This window comes from Variovorax sp. R-27, from assembly GCF_049913215.1.
Classification (GTDB): Bacteria; Pseudomonadota; Gammaproteobacteria; order Burkholderiales; family Burkholderiaceae_C; genus Variovorax.
Genome location: NZ_CP183984.1, coordinates 4,143,600 through 4,160,525, shown reverse-complemented (window position 1 = coordinate 4,160,525; position 16,926 = coordinate 4,143,600). Strand labels below are relative to the sequence as shown.

Below are 16,926 nucleotides of genomic sequence, written 5' to 3'. Positions count from 1 at the left end.
TGCTTCGAGCCAGATCAGGCATCCGGGTAGTGCTCGGCCAGCACCTCGCGAACGGTTTCCTGCAGCCCCTCGAACATCTCCGTGACGTTGACTGCCTTGCCGTCCTCGATCCGCTTGGAGATCATGGTCTTGGGAAACAGCAGGAGCGAGGTCTGCTTGTACCGGAGCGCGGGGTCCCGTCCGTACTCGTCCTCGACCATCCACCAGTCGAAATCGGTACGAGTGCTGATGAACACTTTGCCGAATGCGAGGCCCAGCGCCTGAAGGGAGTAGGTGGCTTCAGGCTCGACGAGCTTCGAGTCGATGACTTTCTGCAGTGCGGCGAGGTCTGTCCTTGTACCGGTCAACTCGTGACCGCTGGCTTCGGACACCAGCTCCGACGCGTGCATGAGCTGGGTGGCAATGGCCCGAAGGTCCGACTTTGCGGGGGAAACGATCTTTTGTTCCATGGCGCGAGTATTCCCTCTCAGGTTTGCATGTACTTGTCGGATCTTGACTCTGTCGGCATCGGCTGCGGCTCGCCGATCATCTCGCGCAAGGTCGATTCGATCGTGCGGGACATGGCGTCCAGCGCAAGGTCGTTCGGCGAGGTGCCGAAGGGGTCTTCGATCTCGGCCCCGAGTGCTTCGAGCGCGAAGAAGGTGTAGGCGATGAACGCGACCACCACCGGCGTCATGGGGCCGATGGCGTCTACCAGGCCGAAGGGCAGCAGCACGCAGTACAGGTAGATCGTGCGGTGGATGATGACCGAGTAGGTGAATGGAATCGGCGTGCCCGCGATGCGCTCGCATCCGCCCAGCGCTTCGGTCAGGCGGCCCAGCGGAATTTCCATGGCCTGCGCGAGCGTCGGGTCGAGCTGGCCACCCTTGCGTTTGTCCCGCAGCCATTCGCCGACCATCAGCAGGAGAACGGCCGGCTTGAAACGCGCGGCCTGCAGGCGGGCGCAGTCTTCGGGCGGCAGCAGCCGCGCGAGGTCGGCCGAGGGATCGGTGCCGCGCAACTGGTGGCGCAGAGCATGCACGAAGGCGATGAGGCGAAGCGTCGGCTTGCCTGCTTCGGCGGGCGCATCGGCCAGCGTCAGCACCTGCCGCACCAGCGAGCGGGTTTCGTTGAGCAGCGTGCCCCACAGGGTGCGCGCCTCCCAGTAGCGCGAATAGCTCGTGCCGTTGCGAAAGCCAAGGAAGATGGCCAGCGTCAGGCCGATGAGCGAGAAGGGCACGAAATTGAGCGGAACCTTCCACTGGAACAGCCGGCCGTGGAGCACCGTCACCAGCACCGCGAAGGCGGTGGTCCACAGGAGCTGCGGCGCTATGTCCAGCAAGACCGAGCCGCGCCACACGAAGAGCATGCGCAGCCAATGAGGGCGGGGTCGGACGATCATCGGTCGGCGATTATCCCCGCACGACCGGCCCGCAGGCCCCTACAGCACGAACCAGCCCACCGCCACGTAATGGCTCGCAGTGCCTGCCAGCACGAACAGGTGCCACGCACCGTGCGCGTGCCGGAAGCCTTGCCTGTTGCGATAGAACACGGTACCCGCCGTGTAGAGCACGCCGCCGATCAGCAGCCACGCCAGCCCCGCGCCGTCGAGCCGCGCGGCCAGCGGCACGGCGGCCAGCACGCCGAGCCATCCCATTCCGATGTACAGCGCCAGCGAGGGCTTATTCGCCCCGCCGCCCTTGGCCGGCATCAGCTCGCGCCAGATGCCGAAGAGCGCCGCGCCCCAGATCGTCGCCAGCAGCAGCCAGCCCCATGGGCCTTGCAGCGTGACCAGCGCGAAGGGCGTGTAGGTGCCGGCGATCAGCAGGTAGATCGCGCAGTGGTCGGCACGCTCCCACATGCGCTTGAGCCGCCCGCGCGTGCTGTGGAAGAGGGTGGAGGCCGCATACAGGGCCACGGCCGAGAGCGAGAACACCAGCGCCCCCGCAATGCGCGCGGGGTCGCCGGTGGGCACGGTCTTGGCGAGCAGCAGCGCCGTTGCAGGCAGCGCGAGCAGCAGGCCCAGCAAGTGGCTGTATCCGTTGAGTCGTTCTCCGGGGTACATCGTGCTGGCTGCCTTTCGCCGTTCTGCCTCAGCGGCCCGTTTCCTTCAGGTACGTCTTGCGCGCCGCGAACGCCGTGTTCGCGAAGTCCGAGAACACGCCGTCGATGCCGGCGCGGAAGTACGCCAGGTACTCGGCTGTCGGGTCGCCCTTGTAGATGCCGGCCAGGTACTTCGCCTCGTTGCGGAAGGTGTAGCTGTGCACGAACAGGCCGGCCTTGTGCGCGTCGGCGATCAGGCTGGTGGGCTTGATGGTGTTCACGTCGGCCAGGCCCTTGTTGGGCGTGACGAAGGGCACGATGGTGTGGGCCATGACCTGCGGCTTCCACGGGCCGATGCCGTCGGCATAGGTCTTCACGTCGGCCAGGCCTGCGGGCGTGAGCATCTCGCCGAACCACTTGGGGTTGCCGGCCAGCGTCCAGCTGTAGGGGCGGCCGTCGACGAAGGTGTAGACGTCCTTGGTGACGTAGATCATCTCGCCAGTCTGGTAGTTGACGTCGTTGCCGTCCACCAGTTGAACGGCGCGGGCCTTCATACCGGCCGAGCGCAGGTACTTCAGGCTCTCGGGCTCGAAGCTCTGCACGAAGATCGGCGCGTCTTTCCGGTTCAGATCGTTGAAGTTCATGATCTTCAGCAGCGCGTCTTCGAGCGGATGGCTGCCCGCAGGGCCGCAGCCGTTGGCAATGGCCTGCGCGTTGTTCCAGATCGGGTTCTTGGTTTCCGGGTACACGGTGAGCGTGCGGCCGGTGGAGGCGCTCTTGGCCTTGGCGATGTCGATCACTTCCTGGAAGCTCAGGATCGGCAGCTTGCCGTTGAGGTCGGTTGGGCGCTGGTCCTTGGCGTCGTAGGTGGTGCCGCGAATCCACTGGCGCAGCTCGTCCATCGTGAAGTCGGTGATGGACCAGTCGTTGGTGTGGTCCTCGCCGTCGACGATGAGCGACTTGAGCACCGACTTCGGATCGCTCGGGTCGGTCAGGTCGCTCAGGTACTGGGCCGGGCCGTTGGCCTCGATGGCCGGGTACTTCACGTCGACCAGCACGCCGGGCACGGTGCGCTTGCGGCCCGCAACGGTGGAATTGGTCGCGGCCACGTCGGCGATGTTGGTGTTGTCGCTGAGCCAGGGGTTGTGACGCGCGACGAGCACGCAGTCCTTGGTGAGGTGCAGGTCGGTCTCGAGTGAATCGGCGCCGGCATCGGCTGCTGCTTCGTAGGCGACCTTGGTTTCTTCGGGGTACAGCCCCGGCAGGCCGCGATGGCCGATGACCAGGGGCACGGAGCCGTCGAGCGTGCCCAGCGGTGCGGGGGCAGGGGGAGCCGGGGCGGGTGCGGGCGCCGGTGCCGGCGGGAGGACCGGGAACGAGACGCCCCCATCGTTGCCGCCACCACATGCGGCTATCACGAGGCAGCCACCGATGGCTGCGATGGCGGCGCGAACCGGGCGGGGCGCGGGAACGTTCTTTTTCATGTGAAGTTTTCGAGTGTTTGTTGAAAGAGAAACGAAAGCCGCCGGATGCTAGGTTTGCCCCGTGACGGGACAGTGACCAGCGAGTGCCCGCTGACGAGCCCTGAAATCACGCAGGCGCGTTGGTGCGACCAGTGCGTGCGAACGTGCTTGGAGACAGCCCCACCGAGCGGCTGAAGGCAGTGCTGAACGCGCTTGCCGACTGATAGCCGATTGCATGCGCGACCTCTCCAAGCGAAAGACCGTCATGCCACAGCATGTCCTTGGCCAGAGCCATCCGCCATCGCAGCACGTACTCCATCGGGGGCACACCAAGAATCTGTGTGAAGCGGGCGGCAAATGCGGCGCGCGACATTCCGACCTTCTTCGCGAGATCCTCGACGGTCCAGCGTCGTGCCACGTCCTCGTGAATAAGCCGCAGCGCATCCGCCATTCGCGCATTTGCCAGACCCGCCAGGAGCCCGGAAATCGGCGCGTCGTCTTGTGTCGGCCGCCAGCGCAGGGCCTCGATCAGCATGATCTCGACAAGGCGCGTCAGGATGGCGTCGCCACCGGGTCTCGGGGTCGTGTTCTCTTCATCGATGGCGCGCGCAATCCACGTCAAGCGCGCCGCTCCGCTGTCGGCAGCCTTGATGTGAACCACCGTCGGCAGGAGCCCCACCAGCAGCGGGGCACTCGTCGGGTCGAACAGGAAGTAGCCGCCAAGCATCCTGACTGCCGCCTCGTCCCCCTGGGTGCCATGGCGGATCTCTCCCGCCGGGCTTGCATCTGCGATGCGCATGGTGGGGCGATCCATGGCCTCGAGGTCGCTGCCCATCCGGAAGCCGGGCGTTGCCGGCAGCAAGACGTAGTCCCCAGGTTCCATCAGGAAGGGCTCTGCCGAGTCCAGGCTCAGCCAGCACGAGCCTTTCAGCATCAGGCAGAAGCTGGGCTGTCCGTAGTTCGGGTATTGCACTGCCCAGCTACCCGCGCCGCTGACGAACTTCGACAGAACGGTTCGTGGACGGAGCAAAGCCACGATGGAAGCCAGTGGGTCAGCGTTTAGACGATCGCGCATGAAATCGAGATTAGGCGGGATGGATCGTCTTGGTCAAGATCCCTAGCATCGGACCGATCTTCAAAGGACATCGAACATGAAAACTGTACTTATCACTGGCTGCTCTTCGGGTTACGGCAAAGCCACGGCAGAGCATTTCATCAAGCAAGGCTGGAACGTCGTCGCGACGATGCGCAAACCGGATCCGGCGTTTCTGGGTGAGCCTTCGCAGCGCTTGCGCGTGGTCCAGCTCGACGTGACGAACAACGACAGCATCGTGCAAGCCATTGGCCAAGGCATCGCCGCTTTCGGCAAGATCGATGTGCTGGTGAACAACGCGGGAATCGGCTTGTTCTCGGCCTTCGAGGTGACGCCAATGGAAACCGTGCGCCAGGTGTTCGAGACCAACACCTTCGGCGTCATGGCAATGACCCAGGCCATGATTCCGCTCATGCGCGAGCGCGGGGAAGGGGCCATCGTCAACGTGACCTCCAGCGTCTGCTTCGCCGGCATGCCGATGGTTGCGCCCTATGCGGCGAGCAAGTTCGCCATCGAAGGGTTCACCGAGGCCCTGTTCTTCGAACTCGAATCCATTGGTGTGCGCGTCAGGCTCGTGGAGCCCGGCTATGGTCCCGGGACGGCCTTCACGGCAAACGGCATGGACCGCATGAACGGCTTGATCTCGCCGCCGTACCAGGCGTATGCAGGGCAGCTCATGGCGCAGTTCGGGACTACCGGCGCAGTGACGACTCCGGATCAGGTCGCGGCGGCCGTCTTCGCTGCTGCTACGGAAGAGTCGGAAATGCTGCGCTTCCCGGCCGGACCGGACAGTGCCCATTTGGCCAATGCACGGTGGAACAGCACCGACGAGCAATTCCTGACGGGAATGCGGTCGATGCTGCGCATGAAGAGGTGAGTCGCGGCGCTCACGGCCGCGTACCCACCAGCACCGGCTGGAAGAACGCGCCGTCGATGCGCCGAACGTCCTTCAGCCCCGCTTCTTGCATGAGCTTGCACAGCCGCATCGTCGATATGGCGTAGTAGCGCGAGCGCATCACGCGCGTGCTCACTGCGTGCGTGGCGAGGTCTTCCGTGACGAAGAAGAAGCCAAGGTCGTAGTGCTCGCCCGTGCCTCCGTCATCGAAATCCCAGACCTGGAACAGCACATGGCGTTGGCCGTTCTCCACGCGTGCGCCGTAGTGCTTCACGATGTTGCTGCCGCGCTCTTCCTTCTCGTAGTCGCGCACGCTGACGACGCAGCCGCCGCCCGGGCGCAGGCAGGCGGTCATCTGGCGCAGGGCGGTCAGCAGGTCGGAGTCGGTCTGCAGATGCGGCATCGAGTTGTCGCACGACATCACGATGTCGAAGCCGCTGCCGTGATGCGTGTGCGCTTCGCGCATGTCGCACACCGAGAAAGCGATGTCGAGGCCGCGCAGTTTCGCTTCATGCCGCGCGCGTTCGATCTCGTTGGCCGACAGGTCGGAGGCCGTCACCACGTGGCCGAGTGCCGCGAGCCCGAGCGCTTGCGTGCCGATGCCGCACGACACGTCGAGCACTTTGCGATGCGCGCCACCACCGGGCCATTCGGCCTCGAAGAGCTGAGAGAGCTTGTCGCCCTGCAGGCGGATGCTCTCGTTCCAGTCCGGATAGATCAGGTGATAGAGCGGTGCGAGCTCGTCGTAGAAATCGTCGGTCACGAGCTTTATCGTGGCACCTTGCCCACGGTGTTCGGCGCCCGGAGAAAGTCGAAGTCCACGCCCTTGTCGGCCTGCATCACGGTCTGCAGGAACAGCTTCTTGTAGCCGCGCTCGGCGGTGGGCTCGACCACCATCGTTTCCTGCGCGCGGCGCGCCAGTTCTTCGTCCGTCACCAGCAGCGAGATCTCGCGCTTCGCCACGCTCAGCCGGATGCGGTCGCCGCTGCGCACATACGCCAGAGGCCCGCCGATGGCCGACTCGGGCGTCACGTGCAGCACGATGGTGCCGAAGGCGGTGCCGCTCATGCGACCGTCGGAGATGCGCACGATGTCTTTCACGCCGGCGCGCGCGAGCTTGCGTGGAATGGGGATGTAGCCCGCCTCGGGCATGCCAGGCGCCCCCTTGGGGCCGATGTTCTTGAGCACCAGCACGTCTTGCGGCGTGACGTCGAGCTCGTCGCTGTCGATGCGTTGCACCAGGTCTTCGGCGTTCTCGAAGACCACGGCGCGGCCCTCGTGCTCCATCAGCGCCGGGTCGGCGGCCGATTGCTTGATGATCGCGCCGCCCGGCGCCAGGTTGCCCCACAGCACAGCGATGCCGCCCTGCGGATAGATCGGCTGGCTGGCGGGGCGCACCACGTCCTGCCTGAAGCCTGGCCCTGCACGCTCGATTTCCTCGCCCAGCGTGCGGCCCGTGACCGTGAGTGCATCGAGGTGCAGCAGTGGCTTGAGTTCGCGTAGCAGAGTGGCCATGCCGCCAGCGGCGTGGAAGTCTTCCATGTAGTGCTGGCCCGAGGGCTTCAGGTCGAGCAGCACCGGCGTTTCGCGGCCCATGCGGTCGAGCGCGAGCAGGTCGATGTCCAGGCCCATGCGGCCGGCAATGGCCGCGAGGTGCACGATGCCGTTGGTCGAACCGCCGATGGCCAGCAGCACGCGCATCGCGTTCTCGAAGGCTGCGGGGGTCAGCACCTTGTCGATGGTGAGGTGGTCGCGCGCGATCTGCACGGCCTGCGCGCCGGTCTGCTCGGCAATGCGGATGCGGTCGGCCGTTACGGCTGGTGGCGAGGCGCCGCCCGGCATCGTCATGCCCAGTGCCTCGGCAATGCAGGCCATGGTGCTGGCCGTGCCCATCACCGAGCAGGTGCCCACGCTCGCGACCAGCTGGTTGTTGACGTCGGCGGTTTCCTCGGCGTCGATCTCGCCCGCGCGGTACCTGCCCCAGTAGCGGCGGCAGTCGGTGCAGGCGCCCACGCGTTCGCCGCGGTGGCTGCCCGTGAGCATCGAGCCGGTGATGAGCTGGATCGACGGCAGGCCGGCGGAGGCCGCGCCCATGAGCTGCGCCGGCACGGTCTTGTCGCAGCCGCCGATGAGCACCACGGCGTCCATGGGCTGCGCGCGCACCATCTCCTCGGTGTCCATCGACATCAGGTTGCGCAGGTACATGCTGGTCGGCGCGGCGAAGCTCTCGTGCACCGAGATGGTCGGAAAGTCCATCGGCAGGCCGCCCGCGAGCATCACGCCGCGCTTGACGGCCTCGATGAGTTGAGGCGCATTGCCATGGCAGGGGTTGTAGGCGCTGCCGGTGTTGGCGATGCCGACCACGGGGCGATCGAGCGCCGCATCGGTGTAGCCCGCGCCCTTGATGAAGGCCTTGCGCAGGAAGAGCGAGAAGCCGCGGTCGCCATAGCTGGTCAGGCCCTTGCGCATGCCCGCGTTGCTGTTGTCGGTGTTGTCGTCGGGCTCGAAGGGAGATTCGGACATGGGACGTGGTTTTGTTGTTCGTCGGAACTGGTATTTGACTCGCTGACAGCTTTTCCGGCTTTTCTTTCAGCGCGCGCCTTCGGCCAGTGCAGCCTCGTAGACAGCAAGGTCGTCCGGCGAGAAGCAGCAGAAGACGACTTCCTCCACTGACGTGACGACCGCCAGCGCTTCGCGCACGGTGCTCACCGCGACCTTTGCCGCCAGCTCGACGGGATAGCCATAGATGCCCGTGCTGATGCTGGGAAACGCGATGCTGCCCACCCCTTGCCCGGCGGCGAGCGCCATCGAGCGCCGGTAGCACGACGCGAGCAGTTCGGGCTCGCCCGCCTCGCCACCACGCCACACAGGGCCGACCGTGTGGATGATGAAGCGGGCAGGCAGGCGGTAGCCCTTCGTGAGCTTTGCATCGCCCGTCTTGCAGCCGCCCAGCAGCCGGCATTCGTGCACCAGCTCCGGCCCTGCGGCGCGGTGGATGGCGCCGTCCACGCCACCGCCGCCGAGCAGCGAGGAGTTGGCGGCGTTGACGATGGCGTCGACCTGCAGCGTGGTGATGTCGGCGCGGATGGCGCGAAGGGTGGTCGTCATGGTGCGGTGGCTCGGGGCTGGCATCGTAGGCGCGCGGGCCGGAGTCGGGCAAACCCGCTTTCGATGTTTGTTGCAAATATTTACGATTCCCGGGTCGGGCGCATTTGCCCGGCGTCCGCCCGCTGCCATGGCGTCGATCTTGCATACGGCCGGACTGTTCTCAACCCGAGGGAGAGTCGATGAAAAGCTTGTTGCCATGGCGCCGCGCCGGTGTTCTTTGCATGGCGCTCGCAGGGGCGGTAGCCGCCCATGCGCAGGTGCTGCAGTTCAAGTGGGGCCATGTCTACGAGCCCACGAGCATCTTCCACCAGCAGGCAGAGCTTGCGGCGCGCAAGATCGCCGAGCAGTCCGACGGCAAGATCAAGATCGAAGTGGTGCCGTCTTCCAAGCTGGGGCAGGAGGCCGATTTTCCGCTGATGCTGGCGAACGACTCCGTGCAGATCGCCTACGTCGGGCAGGCCACGCTGGCCGAGGGCTATCCGCCGCTGAGCCTGGGGAGCTATCCCTTCGCCTTCAAGGACCTCGACCACATGCGCAAGTACCTGGCGAGCCCGCTGCTGGCCGACCTGATGAAGGGCTACAACGAGCGGAGCGGCAACCGCATGGTGGCCGCCGTGTACTACGGCGCGCGCCAGGTCACGTCGGCCAAGCCGCTGTCGAAGCCTGAAGACTTCCGCGACCTGCGTCTTTACGTGCCCGCCGCCGCGGCCTACCAGCTGTTTGCCACCGCGCTCGACGCCAAGCCGGTGACGCTGCCTTTCATGAGCCTCTACAGCGCGCTCAAGAAGAACGAGGTGGAGGCACAGGAAAACCCGCTGGACATCGTCAAGTCGAAGAAGCTCTATGAGGTGCAGAAGTACGTGCTGCTGACGGCGCACGTCTACGACACGCTGGGCATCGTCATCGGCAAGGCCGCATGGGCCAGGCTTGCGCCGGCGCAGCAGGCGATGGTCGAGAAGGTACTGGTGGAAACCGCGAAGTGGACCAACGTCGGCGTGATCGCCGGCGAGCTTGAGGACGAGAAATTCCTGCGCGACAAGGGCATGACCGTGGCGCCGGTCAACCGGCAGCTGTTCCTGGAGCGGATCGTCAAGCGCTCGACGCCTGAGCAGGCGGGGGCGCGGCCGGGCGACTACGCAAAGCTGCAGGCGCTGGCAGGGGCGAACTAAGGCGCTTCGAAAGCGCGAAGCAACGTCTGTGACAGCTCGGCCACGAGCGCTTCGCGCTGTGGCGAGGGGCGCCAGAAACTGCGCGTTGCAATGCTTGTCGATTCCCACTCGGGATGGTTGCGTGCCGGCTGCGCGCCACGCACCGCGGCCGCGGCGGCTCGCGTGGGGGAATCGCCGTCCTCGGGCGACTCGGCGGCGATGCGCTGTATGGCCGCATGGCCGCGCTGCTCCAGCGCCTGCGTGAGCTTCAGCTGCCACGCGACCAGCGTGAACAGCACGCCGTCTTCCACGGTGAGCTCGTGCACGTCGCGCAGTTTGTTGGCCAGTTTGCGGCCGAGCGGCCCCCAGCCCTGCGACACCGCACCGCCGATGGCGCCACCCAGCGCTGCACCCGCGCCGAGCGAGATGCCGGCCACGGCCAGGTCGGCGACCACGCCCACCGCCGCACCGATGACCGCGCCCTTGCCGAGGCGCAGGCCTGCGTCCTTCATGGCCTCGGGGCTGAAGAAGTCGAGCGTCCAGCGGCCTTCGATCATCGGCAGCGGGGCCTCATCGGCGTCGCCCTGGCGAAAGCCGTAGAGCGCAAGCAGGTCGTCGGTGCAGCGCTGGGCCTTGTCGAACACGGCCTTCTGTAGTGCAGCGACTAGGGCCTGCCGTCGCGCGGCGTCGGCAAATTCGGTGGACGACACCGTGCGGCGCACCGCAGCGGCATCGACCAGCAGGGCGGCGATGCGCGTGCAGGCGGACTGGCGGCGTTGCACCGCTTCGTCGGCCAGTGCATCGACAACGCCGTGCAGCAGGTCGCGGCGCTCGCGCAGCAGCGTGGCCAGGTCGTTGTACAGGTCCTGCTCGGCGCCGACGAACGGGGCAGCCGCGTCGAAGCGCACCTGCACGTGCAGGCCGTAGGCCGAGAGCAGCTCTTTCCACGCGGGCTCGCGGCTGGCGGCATCGCGCACGAAATTCAGCACCGGCAGCACGGGGCGCGCGCAGGAGTTGAGCAACTCGATCTCGTCGCGGAACTTGGGCAGCACCGGTTCGCGCACATCGATGACGAGAAAGGCCGCGTCGATGTCGAGCATGGTGCGCAGCACCTTGGCCTCCTGCTCGAACACGCCGTGGGCTTCGGGGCCCTGCAAGAACTGGCGGATGCGGTCGGGGGGCGTCGCTTGCGCATCGAAGCCGGCGAGGTGCTCGCGCAGCGCGACGGCGTCTTCGAGGCCCGGCGTGTCGAAGAAGCGCACGGCGGCTGCGCCGTTCACGTCGAGGTCGACCGATTCGACATGGCGCGTGGTGCCGGGGCGCTGCGACACCTCGCCGAAGCCGATGCGCCGCGTGAGCGTGCGCAGCAACGAGGTCTTGCCAGCGTTGGTGTGGCCGACGACGGCGATGCGGATGGGCTGTTGCGTCATGGGGCGATCGCGCTTTCCGGCAAGGCGATCCCCAGGCGGTCGCTGGCGGTGATGCTCTCCAGGCCAGTGTCGCGCAGCCAGTCGAGCCATCGCTGCGTGGCGCTCGCACCGGGCGCGTCGGCCAGCCACAGGCGGCACTCGCCGCAATGCGCCAGCACTTCGCGCAGGAAGCGTTCGGTGCCGCGGTCGGGGCTCGATGCGGCGTGGCACACCAGCAGTACCGTGCGCGGATGGGTATGGGCCAATTGGTCGAGCAGGGCGCGGCGCGCGGGCGCACTGCCGTCGATGCGCTGCGCCTGCGTCGCGACGCAGGCGGGCAGGGCGGCTGGAGGCCACGGCATGTCGGGCGGCAGTTCGAAGCCGACGACGAAGAGGGCGTCATGCAGTTCCGAGGCCGGCAGGCCCGTGGGCATGGCGCCGCGCCTGCGGCCCGGATCGGCATCGACGATGGCCGCCGGCGCCAACGCGGCAAAGCGGGCCAGCAGCTTGCGGTAGTAGGGTTCGCGCCAGTCGGGCTGCAGCGCCGTGCGGCGGCGCTTCCAGACGAAGGCGCTCAGCAGCACGAGCACGACGCGCGGCAGCAGCCCGTAGACGACGATGCAGCCGGTCAGCCACAGCGCCCAGGTGCGCTGGCCTGCAGCGCCGGGAGTTGCGGCCAGCACGGTGGCGGCATCGGGCACTGGAAAGCCAAGCTTCGCCGGCGCCCAGCCCAGCACCTGCACTACGCGCACGAAGAAGTCCGGGTCAAGAATCGTCGTCTCCCAGCTCAACGTGTAGCTGCGAAACGCGAGCGCGAACAGCATCGCGGCCAGCACCACGGCGAACGACAGCGACCAGATGCCGTGGCTCACCAGCCCGAAGGCCCATGGCAACAGCTTTGCGCGGGACAGCAGCCCCGTGGCCGCGCGCACCAGCACCGGCGCCTGTCCACGCTTGCCGCCCGCCACCCGCGCCGTGAGCGACAGCCAGATCCAGCCGAGCGATGCGGTATTGAACGAGCCGAGCGGCATCCACAGGCCCGCGAGCCACAGCAGCAGCGTGAGCGCGTGCAGGCCCAGCAGGCTCACGAGCGCGACGATCACGTTGATGTGGCGCTCGCCGCCTCCGACCACGCTGCCCGCCAGTCCGAGGCCGGCCATGACGATCAGCGCCACCAGCGCGAGCAGCACCCACGGCGCCCACTGCCGGGCACGTGCGAGTTCAGGCTGCAGGCCGATGCGCTCGCCGAGCTGTAGCGCGCGTTCGGTGACTTGCCCGTGGGCATCGGCTGTGCGCGAGGCGGCGATGCGAAGGGCTTGCGCGTCGTCGAGCGGGCCGCTCTGTTCGGTCCATCGGATCGCCTCGGTGATCACCGCATCCGGAAAAGCAGATTCGCGCAGCGCGGTGTTGGTCAACAGGGTCCCTTCGCAGCCAATCGGTCAATGAGGCCCCGCACGGCGCCGGGGCGCGCAAATTATGCCCGGCGAGCTTCGGGCGGCCACGACGAGAAACGGGGCCGCAAGCGGCCCCGTTGTGCATGGCGCGGGAGTCGGTGGCGCTGCCCGGTCTCAGCGAAGGCCGAAGAACGAAAGCACGGCTACGACAACCACGACCAGACCGACGATATAGATGATGGAATTCACGCGAAGACTCCTCTGGGTTGAAGATGAGTCCAGCATTGCGCCGCGTTCGCTGCATCACTGTCGGCAGGGGGCGGCGTGCGATGTAGGCGCGTGCGAAGCATCGGCCCACGACATGTCCCGCATCATCGCTTCCTGACCGGGCCGAGCGCCCGCTCGAGCAGCCACAGCATCGCCGTACGGGTTTCCTCTACGTCCGCGCCTGCGTCGATGGCCAGCGCGGCCCGGTCGAAGGCCGCCGCGAGCAGCGGGGTCAGGGCGTCGAGCGACGCCTCGCCCTTGTCCTTGCCCAGGCCGGCGCGCTCCAGCCCCTGTCGCAGCGACTTCGCCGAGGTCGCATCGTCCATCGCCATGACTTCGGCCATGCCCAGCACCGCCGGCCCGTCGATCAGCAGCAGCCGAGTGCGGCCCGGCACCGTCATCGCGTTCAGATAGGCCTTGCTGCCTTCGAGCAGCGCCTCGCGCGGCGAGAGCTGCTCGGGCGTGGCCGCCTCGATGTCGGCGGCCACGGCTTCGCCTTCGCGCAGCAGCACCTGACGGAACAGGTCGCGCTTGTCGACGAAGTGGTGGTACAGCGCGCCGCGGGTGATGCCGGCGGCCGTTGCTATCTCCGGCGTCGAGGTGTCGCCGTAGCCCTTGCCGACGAAGAGCGCACGCGCCGCCTCGATCAGCGCAAGGCGGGTGGTTTCCGTACGTTCACGATTGGTTCGGACTGGGGTGGGTGAATCGGCCATTTACATACAGTCTGTCTGTAAGTTATATTCAAATTTACATGCAGCCTGTATGTTAAATGAAAGGACCCATCGTGAAAGTGACGAGCTACTACCCCGTTCTCATGACCAACGACGTGGCGGGAACGGCGAACTTCTACCAGGCGCACTTCGGCTTCACGCCGCTGTTCACGAGCGACTGGTATGTGCATCTGCAACTGGCGGACGAGCCCTCGGTGAATCTCGCCGTGCTCGACGGCCGGCACGAAACCATTCCGGCGGCCGCGCGCGGGCAGGTGGCTGGCGGCACGTTGCTGAATTTCGAGGTGGACGACCCCGACGCGGTGCACGACCGGCTGAAGGCCGCCGGCCTGCCGATCCTCCTGCCGCTGCGCGACGAGGCCTTCGGCCAGCGCCACTTCATCACGCGCGACCCGAACGGCGTGTTGATCGACATCATCAAGCCGATCCCGCCGAGCGGGGAGTTCGCTGCGCAATACGAGGCCGGCGCGTTGCCGACCTGACAACGATCAGGCGCGCAGTGCTTCGTCTTCCTCGAGGCTGTCGCCCAGGAACCCGCCGCTCTGGTGCGCCCAAAGCCGCGCATACAGGCCGCCCTGCGCCATCAGCGTGCGGTGGTCGCCTTCTTCCACCACGCGGCCTTCGTCGAGCACGATGAGCCGGTCCATGGCCGCGATGGTCGACAGCCGGTGCGCGATCGCGATCACGGTCTTGCCTTCCATCAGCGTGTAGAGGCTCTGCTGGATGGCGGCTTCGACTTCCGAGTCGAGCGCGCTGGTGGCCTCGTCGAGCAGCAGGATCGGTGCGTCCTTCAGCATCACGCGCGCGATGGCCACGCGCTGGCGTTGGCCGCCCGAGAGCTTCACGCCGCGCTCGCCCACATGCGCCTCGTAGCCGCGGCGCCCGCTCGCGTCGCCCAGCGTCTGGATGAAGTCGTGCGCTTCCGCGCGCCCGGCGGCCGCCTCGATCTGCTCGTGCGTGGCGTCGGGCCGGCCGTAGGCGATGTTGTCGGCCACCGAGCGGTGCATCAGCGAGGTGTCTTGCGTGACCATGCCGATGTGGCTGCGCAGCGAGTCCTGCGTGACGTGCGCGATATCTTGTCCGTCGATCAGGATGCGGCCGCTTTCCAGGTCGTGAAAGCGCAGCAGCAGGTTCACCAGCGTCGACTTGCCCGCGCCCGAACGGCCGACCAGGCCGATCTTCTCGCCCGGCTTCACCGTCAGGTTCAGGTCGTCGATCACGCGGCGGCCTGCGTCGGCATAGCGGAAGCTCGCATGCTCGAAACGCACCTCGCCGCGCGGCACGTCGAGCACCGTGGCATTGGCCGCGTCGAGCACGGTGCGCGGGCGCGACAGCGTCTTCATGCCGTCCTGCACGGTGCCGATGTTTTCGAACAGGCTGGTCATTTCCCACATGATCCAGTGCGACATGCCCTGCAGCCGCAGCGCCATTGCCGTGGCCGCGGCCACCGCACCCACGCCGACCGTGCCGTGCGACCACAGCCACAGTGCCACACCCGCCATGCCGGCCGTTAGGCCCATGCTGAGCGTGTGGTTGACGATTTCGAAGGCGCTCACCAGGCGCATCTGGCCGTAGCCGGTCTTCATGAACTCGCGCATCGCGTCGCGCGCGAAGCCGGCCTCGCGCTGCGTGTGCGAGAACAGCTTGACGGTCGCGATGTTGGTGTAGGCATCGGTCACGCGGCCGGTCATCATCGCGCGGGCGTCGGCCTGCGCCTTGCCGACCTTGCCCAGGCGCGGCACGAAGTACACCAGCGAGCCGATGTACAGCGCCAGCCAGATGATGAAGGGCCACACCAGCTGCGCGTCGAGCACGCCCACCAGGATGATCATGGTGGCCACGTACACGCCCATGGCCACCAGCACGTCGGCCAGTACGAACACGGTGTCGCGCACCGCGAGCGCGGTCTGCATCACCTTGGCCGTGATGCGGCCGGCGAACTCGTCCTGGTAGAAGGCCATGCTCTGGCCCAGCATCAGCCGGTGAAAGTTCCAGCGCAGGCGCATCGGCAGGTTTACCGCGAGCGTCTGGTGCTTCACGATGGTCTGCAGCGCGACCACGCCGATGCTGATCACCAGGAACGCGGCCAGCCACATGAGCGTGGTGCCGCGGTCTGCCCACAGGCGCGCAGGCACCTGTGGGCCGAGCCAGTCGACGATGCGCCCGAGGATCGCGAACAGCGCCGCCTCGAAGATCGACATGACGGCGGTGAGCGCCGCCATCGCCGCGATCTTGCCGCGCACGCCGTGCGTGCAGGCCCAGAGAAAAGCAAGGAAGCCCTGCGGCGGCAAAGCGGGTTCGGCGGCGGGGTACGGATGGAGGAGTTTTTCGAAGAAGCGGAACAAGGACTGAGTCTCCCGGAGAGCTCAGGACTGTAGCCGCGCCTGCATGACCTTGCCCCGAAAAGGTGCGTTCGGTGGCGCATCCAGGCCCAGCCGCTCGCCCAGGAAGTCGATGAAAGTACGCAGCTTGGGCGACATGTACTGCCTGCTGGTGTACACCGCGAAGAGCGTGACGGGCGTGGCTTCGAACTCCGGCAGCAGCCGCACCAGCCGGCCCTGCGCGATGTCGTCGTCGATCAGCCACAGCGGCATGAAGGCGATGCCCATGTCCGCGTGCACCGCATGCAGCGTGAGCGTGGTGTCGTCGGAGCGCATGGCCGGCGCCAGCCGCAGCGGAAACATCCGCCCGCCCGGGCCCTTGAGCGCGAGGTTGTCCAGGTTCACGTAGCTCGGCACGATGGCGCCCAGCTTCGCGAGGTCGGCCGGCACTTCGGGTGCGCCGCCCATGCGCTTCAGGTAGGCCGGTGTGCCCGCCAGGAAGAAGGGCACGCGGCACAGCGGCCTGGCGATCAAGGCGGGCGAGGGTTCCTGCGTGGCGCGCAAGGCCAGGTCGTAGCCGTCGGCCGCAAGATCGACCTTGCGGTTTTCCAGGTGCATGTCGACCAGCACCTCCGGGTACTTTTCGCGATAGTCGGCCAGCACCCGCGCGAAACGCGGCGTGGCGCACCACACGGGCGCGCTCACCTTGAGCTGGCCGCGTGGCGTGTCGTGCGTCTGGCCGATGGCGGCTTCGGCCGCGTCGAGCAGGTCGAGTGCGCGGCGGCTCTGCTCGTACCAGGCGGTGCCAGCCTCGGTCAGGCTCAGGTGGCGGCTGGAGCGGTGCAGCAGCCGCGCACCGAGCGATTTCTCAAGCTGTGCCACGTGCTTGCTGGCCATTGGCGGCGACATGTTCAGCCGCTCGGCCGCAGCCACGAAACTGCCCGCCTCGACGACTTCGCGGAACACCCGCAGGCTGGTCATCCGGTCCATGAGAACACCCTTCAAGATTTCCTGTGAGGAACTGATTCGATGCATCGTAGCCTGTCGATTTCTCGGCAGGAAATGTCTACAGTCG

Annotated in this window: 16 protein-coding genes; 3 read left to right on the top strand and 13 right to left on the bottom strand. The window is 66.9% G+C overall.

The window, feature by feature from the left end:
* Positions 1–14: 14 nt before the first annotated feature.
* From ACN9MV_RS19490 to ACN9MV_RS19470, 5 genes are all read right to left on the bottom strand, one after another.
* A complete protein-coding gene (locus ACN9MV_RS19490) occupies positions 15–449 on the bottom strand; it encodes a DUF3806 domain-containing protein (RefSeq protein WP_256216612.1) in 435 nt (144 codons plus the stop codon).
* A gap of 17 nt (positions 450–466) precedes the next feature.
* Positions 467–1,381 carry a bestrophin family protein gene (locus ACN9MV_RS19485; protein WP_426389062.1) on the bottom strand — a complete coding sequence of 305 codons (915 nt, stop codon included), beginning with the start codon at positions 1,379–1,381 and terminating at the stop codon, positions 467–469.
* A 39-nt stretch (positions 1,382–1,420) separates the two neighbouring features.
* Positions 1,421–2,044 carry a PAQR family membrane homeostasis protein TrhA gene (gene trhA, locus ACN9MV_RS19480; RefSeq protein ID WP_426389061.1) on the bottom strand — a complete coding sequence of 208 codons (624 nt, stop codon included), beginning with the start codon at positions 2,042–2,044 and terminating at the stop codon, positions 1,421–1,423.
* A 28-nt stretch (positions 2,045–2,072) separates the two neighbouring features.
* Positions 2,073–3,506 (bottom strand): glycerophosphodiester phosphodiesterase family protein, encoded by a 1,434-nt coding sequence (locus tag ACN9MV_RS19475; RefSeq protein ID WP_426389060.1) that lies wholly within the window; start codon positions 3,504–3,506, stop codon positions 2,073–2,075.
* Between the two features lie 106 nt (positions 3,507–3,612).
* Complete coding sequence (locus ACN9MV_RS19470) at positions 3,613–4,560, bottom strand: AraC family transcriptional regulator (protein WP_426389058.1); 948 nt, start codon at positions 4,558–4,560, stop codon at positions 3,613–3,615.
* Positions 4,561–4,636: 76 nt separating this feature from the next.
* Here ACN9MV_RS19470 and ACN9MV_RS19465 point away from each other — a divergent pair, with 76 nt between their 5' ends.
* Entirely contained in the window at positions 4,637–5,455 is an 819-nt protein-coding gene (locus ACN9MV_RS19465; protein ID WP_426389056.1) for an SDR family oxidoreductase, read from the top strand.
* Positions 5,456–5,465: 10 nt separating this feature from the next.
* Here ACN9MV_RS19465 and ACN9MV_RS19460 read toward each other — a convergent pair whose 3' ends face one another.
* The 3 genes from ACN9MV_RS19460 to ACN9MV_RS19450 all read right to left on the bottom strand — a co-directional run bounded on the left by ACN9MV_RS19460 (position 5,466) and on the right by ACN9MV_RS19450 (position 8,581).
* Positions 5,466–6,236 carry a class I SAM-dependent methyltransferase gene (locus ACN9MV_RS19460; RefSeq protein WP_426389054.1) on the bottom strand — a complete coding sequence of 257 codons (771 nt, stop codon included), beginning with the start codon at positions 6,234–6,236 and terminating at the stop codon, positions 5,466–5,468.
* A 5-nt stretch (positions 6,237–6,241) separates the two neighbouring features.
* The gene (locus ACN9MV_RS19455; protein ID WP_426389052.1) at positions 6,242–7,996 is read right to left on the bottom strand and encodes an IlvD/Edd family dehydratase; all 1,755 of its coding nucleotides are present in this window, start codon (positions 7,994–7,996) and stop codon (positions 6,242–6,244) included.
* Positions 7,997–8,062: 66 nt separating this feature from the next.
* On the bottom strand, positions 8,063–8,581 hold the full coding sequence (locus tag ACN9MV_RS19450; protein ID WP_426389050.1) for an O-acetyl-ADP-ribose deacetylase: 519 nt from the start codon (positions 8,579–8,581) through the stop codon (positions 8,063–8,065).
* A 179-nt stretch (positions 8,582–8,760) separates the two neighbouring features.
* Between ACN9MV_RS19450 and ACN9MV_RS19445 the strand changes: the two genes are divergently transcribed.
* Positions 8,761–9,750, top strand: a complete 990-nt coding sequence (locus ACN9MV_RS19445) for a sialic acid TRAP transporter substrate-binding protein SiaP (RefSeq protein WP_093176149.1) — start codon at positions 8,761–8,763, stop codon at positions 9,748–9,750.
* Here the strand turns inward: ACN9MV_RS19445 and ACN9MV_RS19440 are convergent.
* The 3 genes from ACN9MV_RS19440 to ACN9MV_RS19430 form a co-directional block, all read right to left on the bottom strand.
* Complete coding sequence (locus ACN9MV_RS19440; protein ID WP_426389047.1) at positions 9,747–11,159, bottom strand: GTPase/DUF3482 domain-containing protein; 1,413 nt, start codon at positions 11,157–11,159, stop codon at positions 9,747–9,749. The genes ACN9MV_RS19445 and ACN9MV_RS19440 overlap by 4 nt on opposite strands.
* Positions 11,156–12,553: a DUF2868 domain-containing protein gene (locus ACN9MV_RS19435; RefSeq protein WP_426389045.1), complete on the bottom strand. Its 1,398-nt coding sequence runs from the start codon at positions 12,551–12,553 to the stop codon at positions 11,156–11,158. Before ACN9MV_RS19435 ends, ACN9MV_RS19440 begins: the two co-directional genes overlap by 4 nt.
* 350 nt (positions 12,554–12,903) lie before the next feature.
* Positions 12,904–13,512, bottom strand: a complete 609-nt coding sequence (locus tag ACN9MV_RS19430) for a TetR/AcrR family transcriptional regulator (protein ID WP_426389044.1) — start codon at positions 13,510–13,512, stop codon at positions 12,904–12,906.
* Positions 13,513–13,568: 56 nt separating this feature from the next.
* On the opposite strand from ACN9MV_RS19430, the gene ACN9MV_RS19425 reads away from it, so the two are divergent.
* Positions 13,569–14,012, top strand: coding sequence for a VOC family protein (locus ACN9MV_RS19425; protein WP_256329105.1), 444 nt, complete (start codon positions 13,569–13,571; stop codon positions 14,010–14,012).
* 6 nt (positions 14,013–14,018) lie between these two features.
* Here ACN9MV_RS19425 and ACN9MV_RS19420 read toward each other — a convergent pair whose 3' ends face one another.
* Positions 14,019–15,875, bottom strand: coding sequence for an ABC transporter ATP-binding protein (locus ACN9MV_RS19420; RefSeq protein ID WP_093055732.1), 1,857 nt, complete (start codon positions 15,873–15,875; stop codon positions 14,019–14,021).
* Between the two features lie 21 nt (positions 15,876–15,896).
* Positions 15,897–16,841 (bottom strand): LysR family transcriptional regulator, encoded by a 945-nt coding sequence (locus tag ACN9MV_RS19415; protein ID WP_093055734.1) that lies wholly within the window; start codon positions 16,839–16,841, stop codon positions 15,897–15,899.
* Positions 16,842–16,926: the final 85 nt, after the last annotated feature.

Coding starts and splice junctions, on each gene's coding strand:
- ACN9MV_RS19450 (WP_426389050.1), bottom strand. CDS start 8,581: ATGACGACCACCCTTCGCGCCATCCGCGCCGACATCACCACGCTGCAG.
- ACN9MV_RS19470 (WP_426389058.1), bottom strand. CDS start 4,560: ATGCGCGATCGTCTAAACGCTGACCCACTGGCTTCCATCGTGGCTTTG.
- ACN9MV_RS19455 (WP_426389052.1), bottom strand. CDS start 7,996: ATGTCCGAATCTCCCTTCGAGCCCGACGACAACACCGACAACAGCAAC.
- ACN9MV_RS19475 (WP_426389060.1), bottom strand. CDS start 3,506: ATGAAAAAGAACGTTCCCGCGCCCCGCCCGGTTCGCGCCGCCATCGCA.
- ACN9MV_RS19430 (WP_426389044.1), bottom strand. CDS start 13,512: ATGGCCGATTCACCCACCCCAGTCCGAACCAATCGTGAACGTACGGAA.
- ACN9MV_RS19440 (WP_426389047.1), bottom strand. CDS start 11,159: ATGACGCAACAGCCCATCCGCATCGCCGTCGTCGGCCACACCAACGCT.
- ACN9MV_RS19490 (WP_256216612.1), bottom strand. CDS start 449: ATGGAACAAAAGATCGTTTCCCCCGCAAAGTCGGACCTTCGGGCCATT.
- ACN9MV_RS19485 (WP_426389062.1), bottom strand. CDS start 1,381: ATGATCGTCCGACCCCGCCCTCATTGGCTGCGCATGCTCTTCGTGTGG.
- trhA (WP_426389061.1), bottom strand. CDS start 2,044: ATGTACCCCGGAGAACGACTCAACGGATACAGCCACTTGCTGGGCCTG.
- ACN9MV_RS19425 (WP_256329105.1), top strand. CDS start 13,569: ATGAAAGGACCCATCGTGAAAGTGACGAGCTACTACCCCGTTCTCATG.
- ACN9MV_RS19445 (WP_093176149.1), top strand. CDS start 8,761: ATGAAAAGCTTGTTGCCATGGCGCCGCGCCGGTGTTCTTTGCATGGCG.
- ACN9MV_RS19465 (WP_426389056.1), top strand. CDS start 4,637: ATGAAAACTGTACTTATCACTGGCTGCTCTTCGGGTTACGGCAAAGCC.
- ACN9MV_RS19415 (WP_093055734.1), bottom strand. CDS start 16,841: ATGGACCGGATGACCAGCCTGCGGGTGTTCCGCGAAGTCGTCGAGGCG.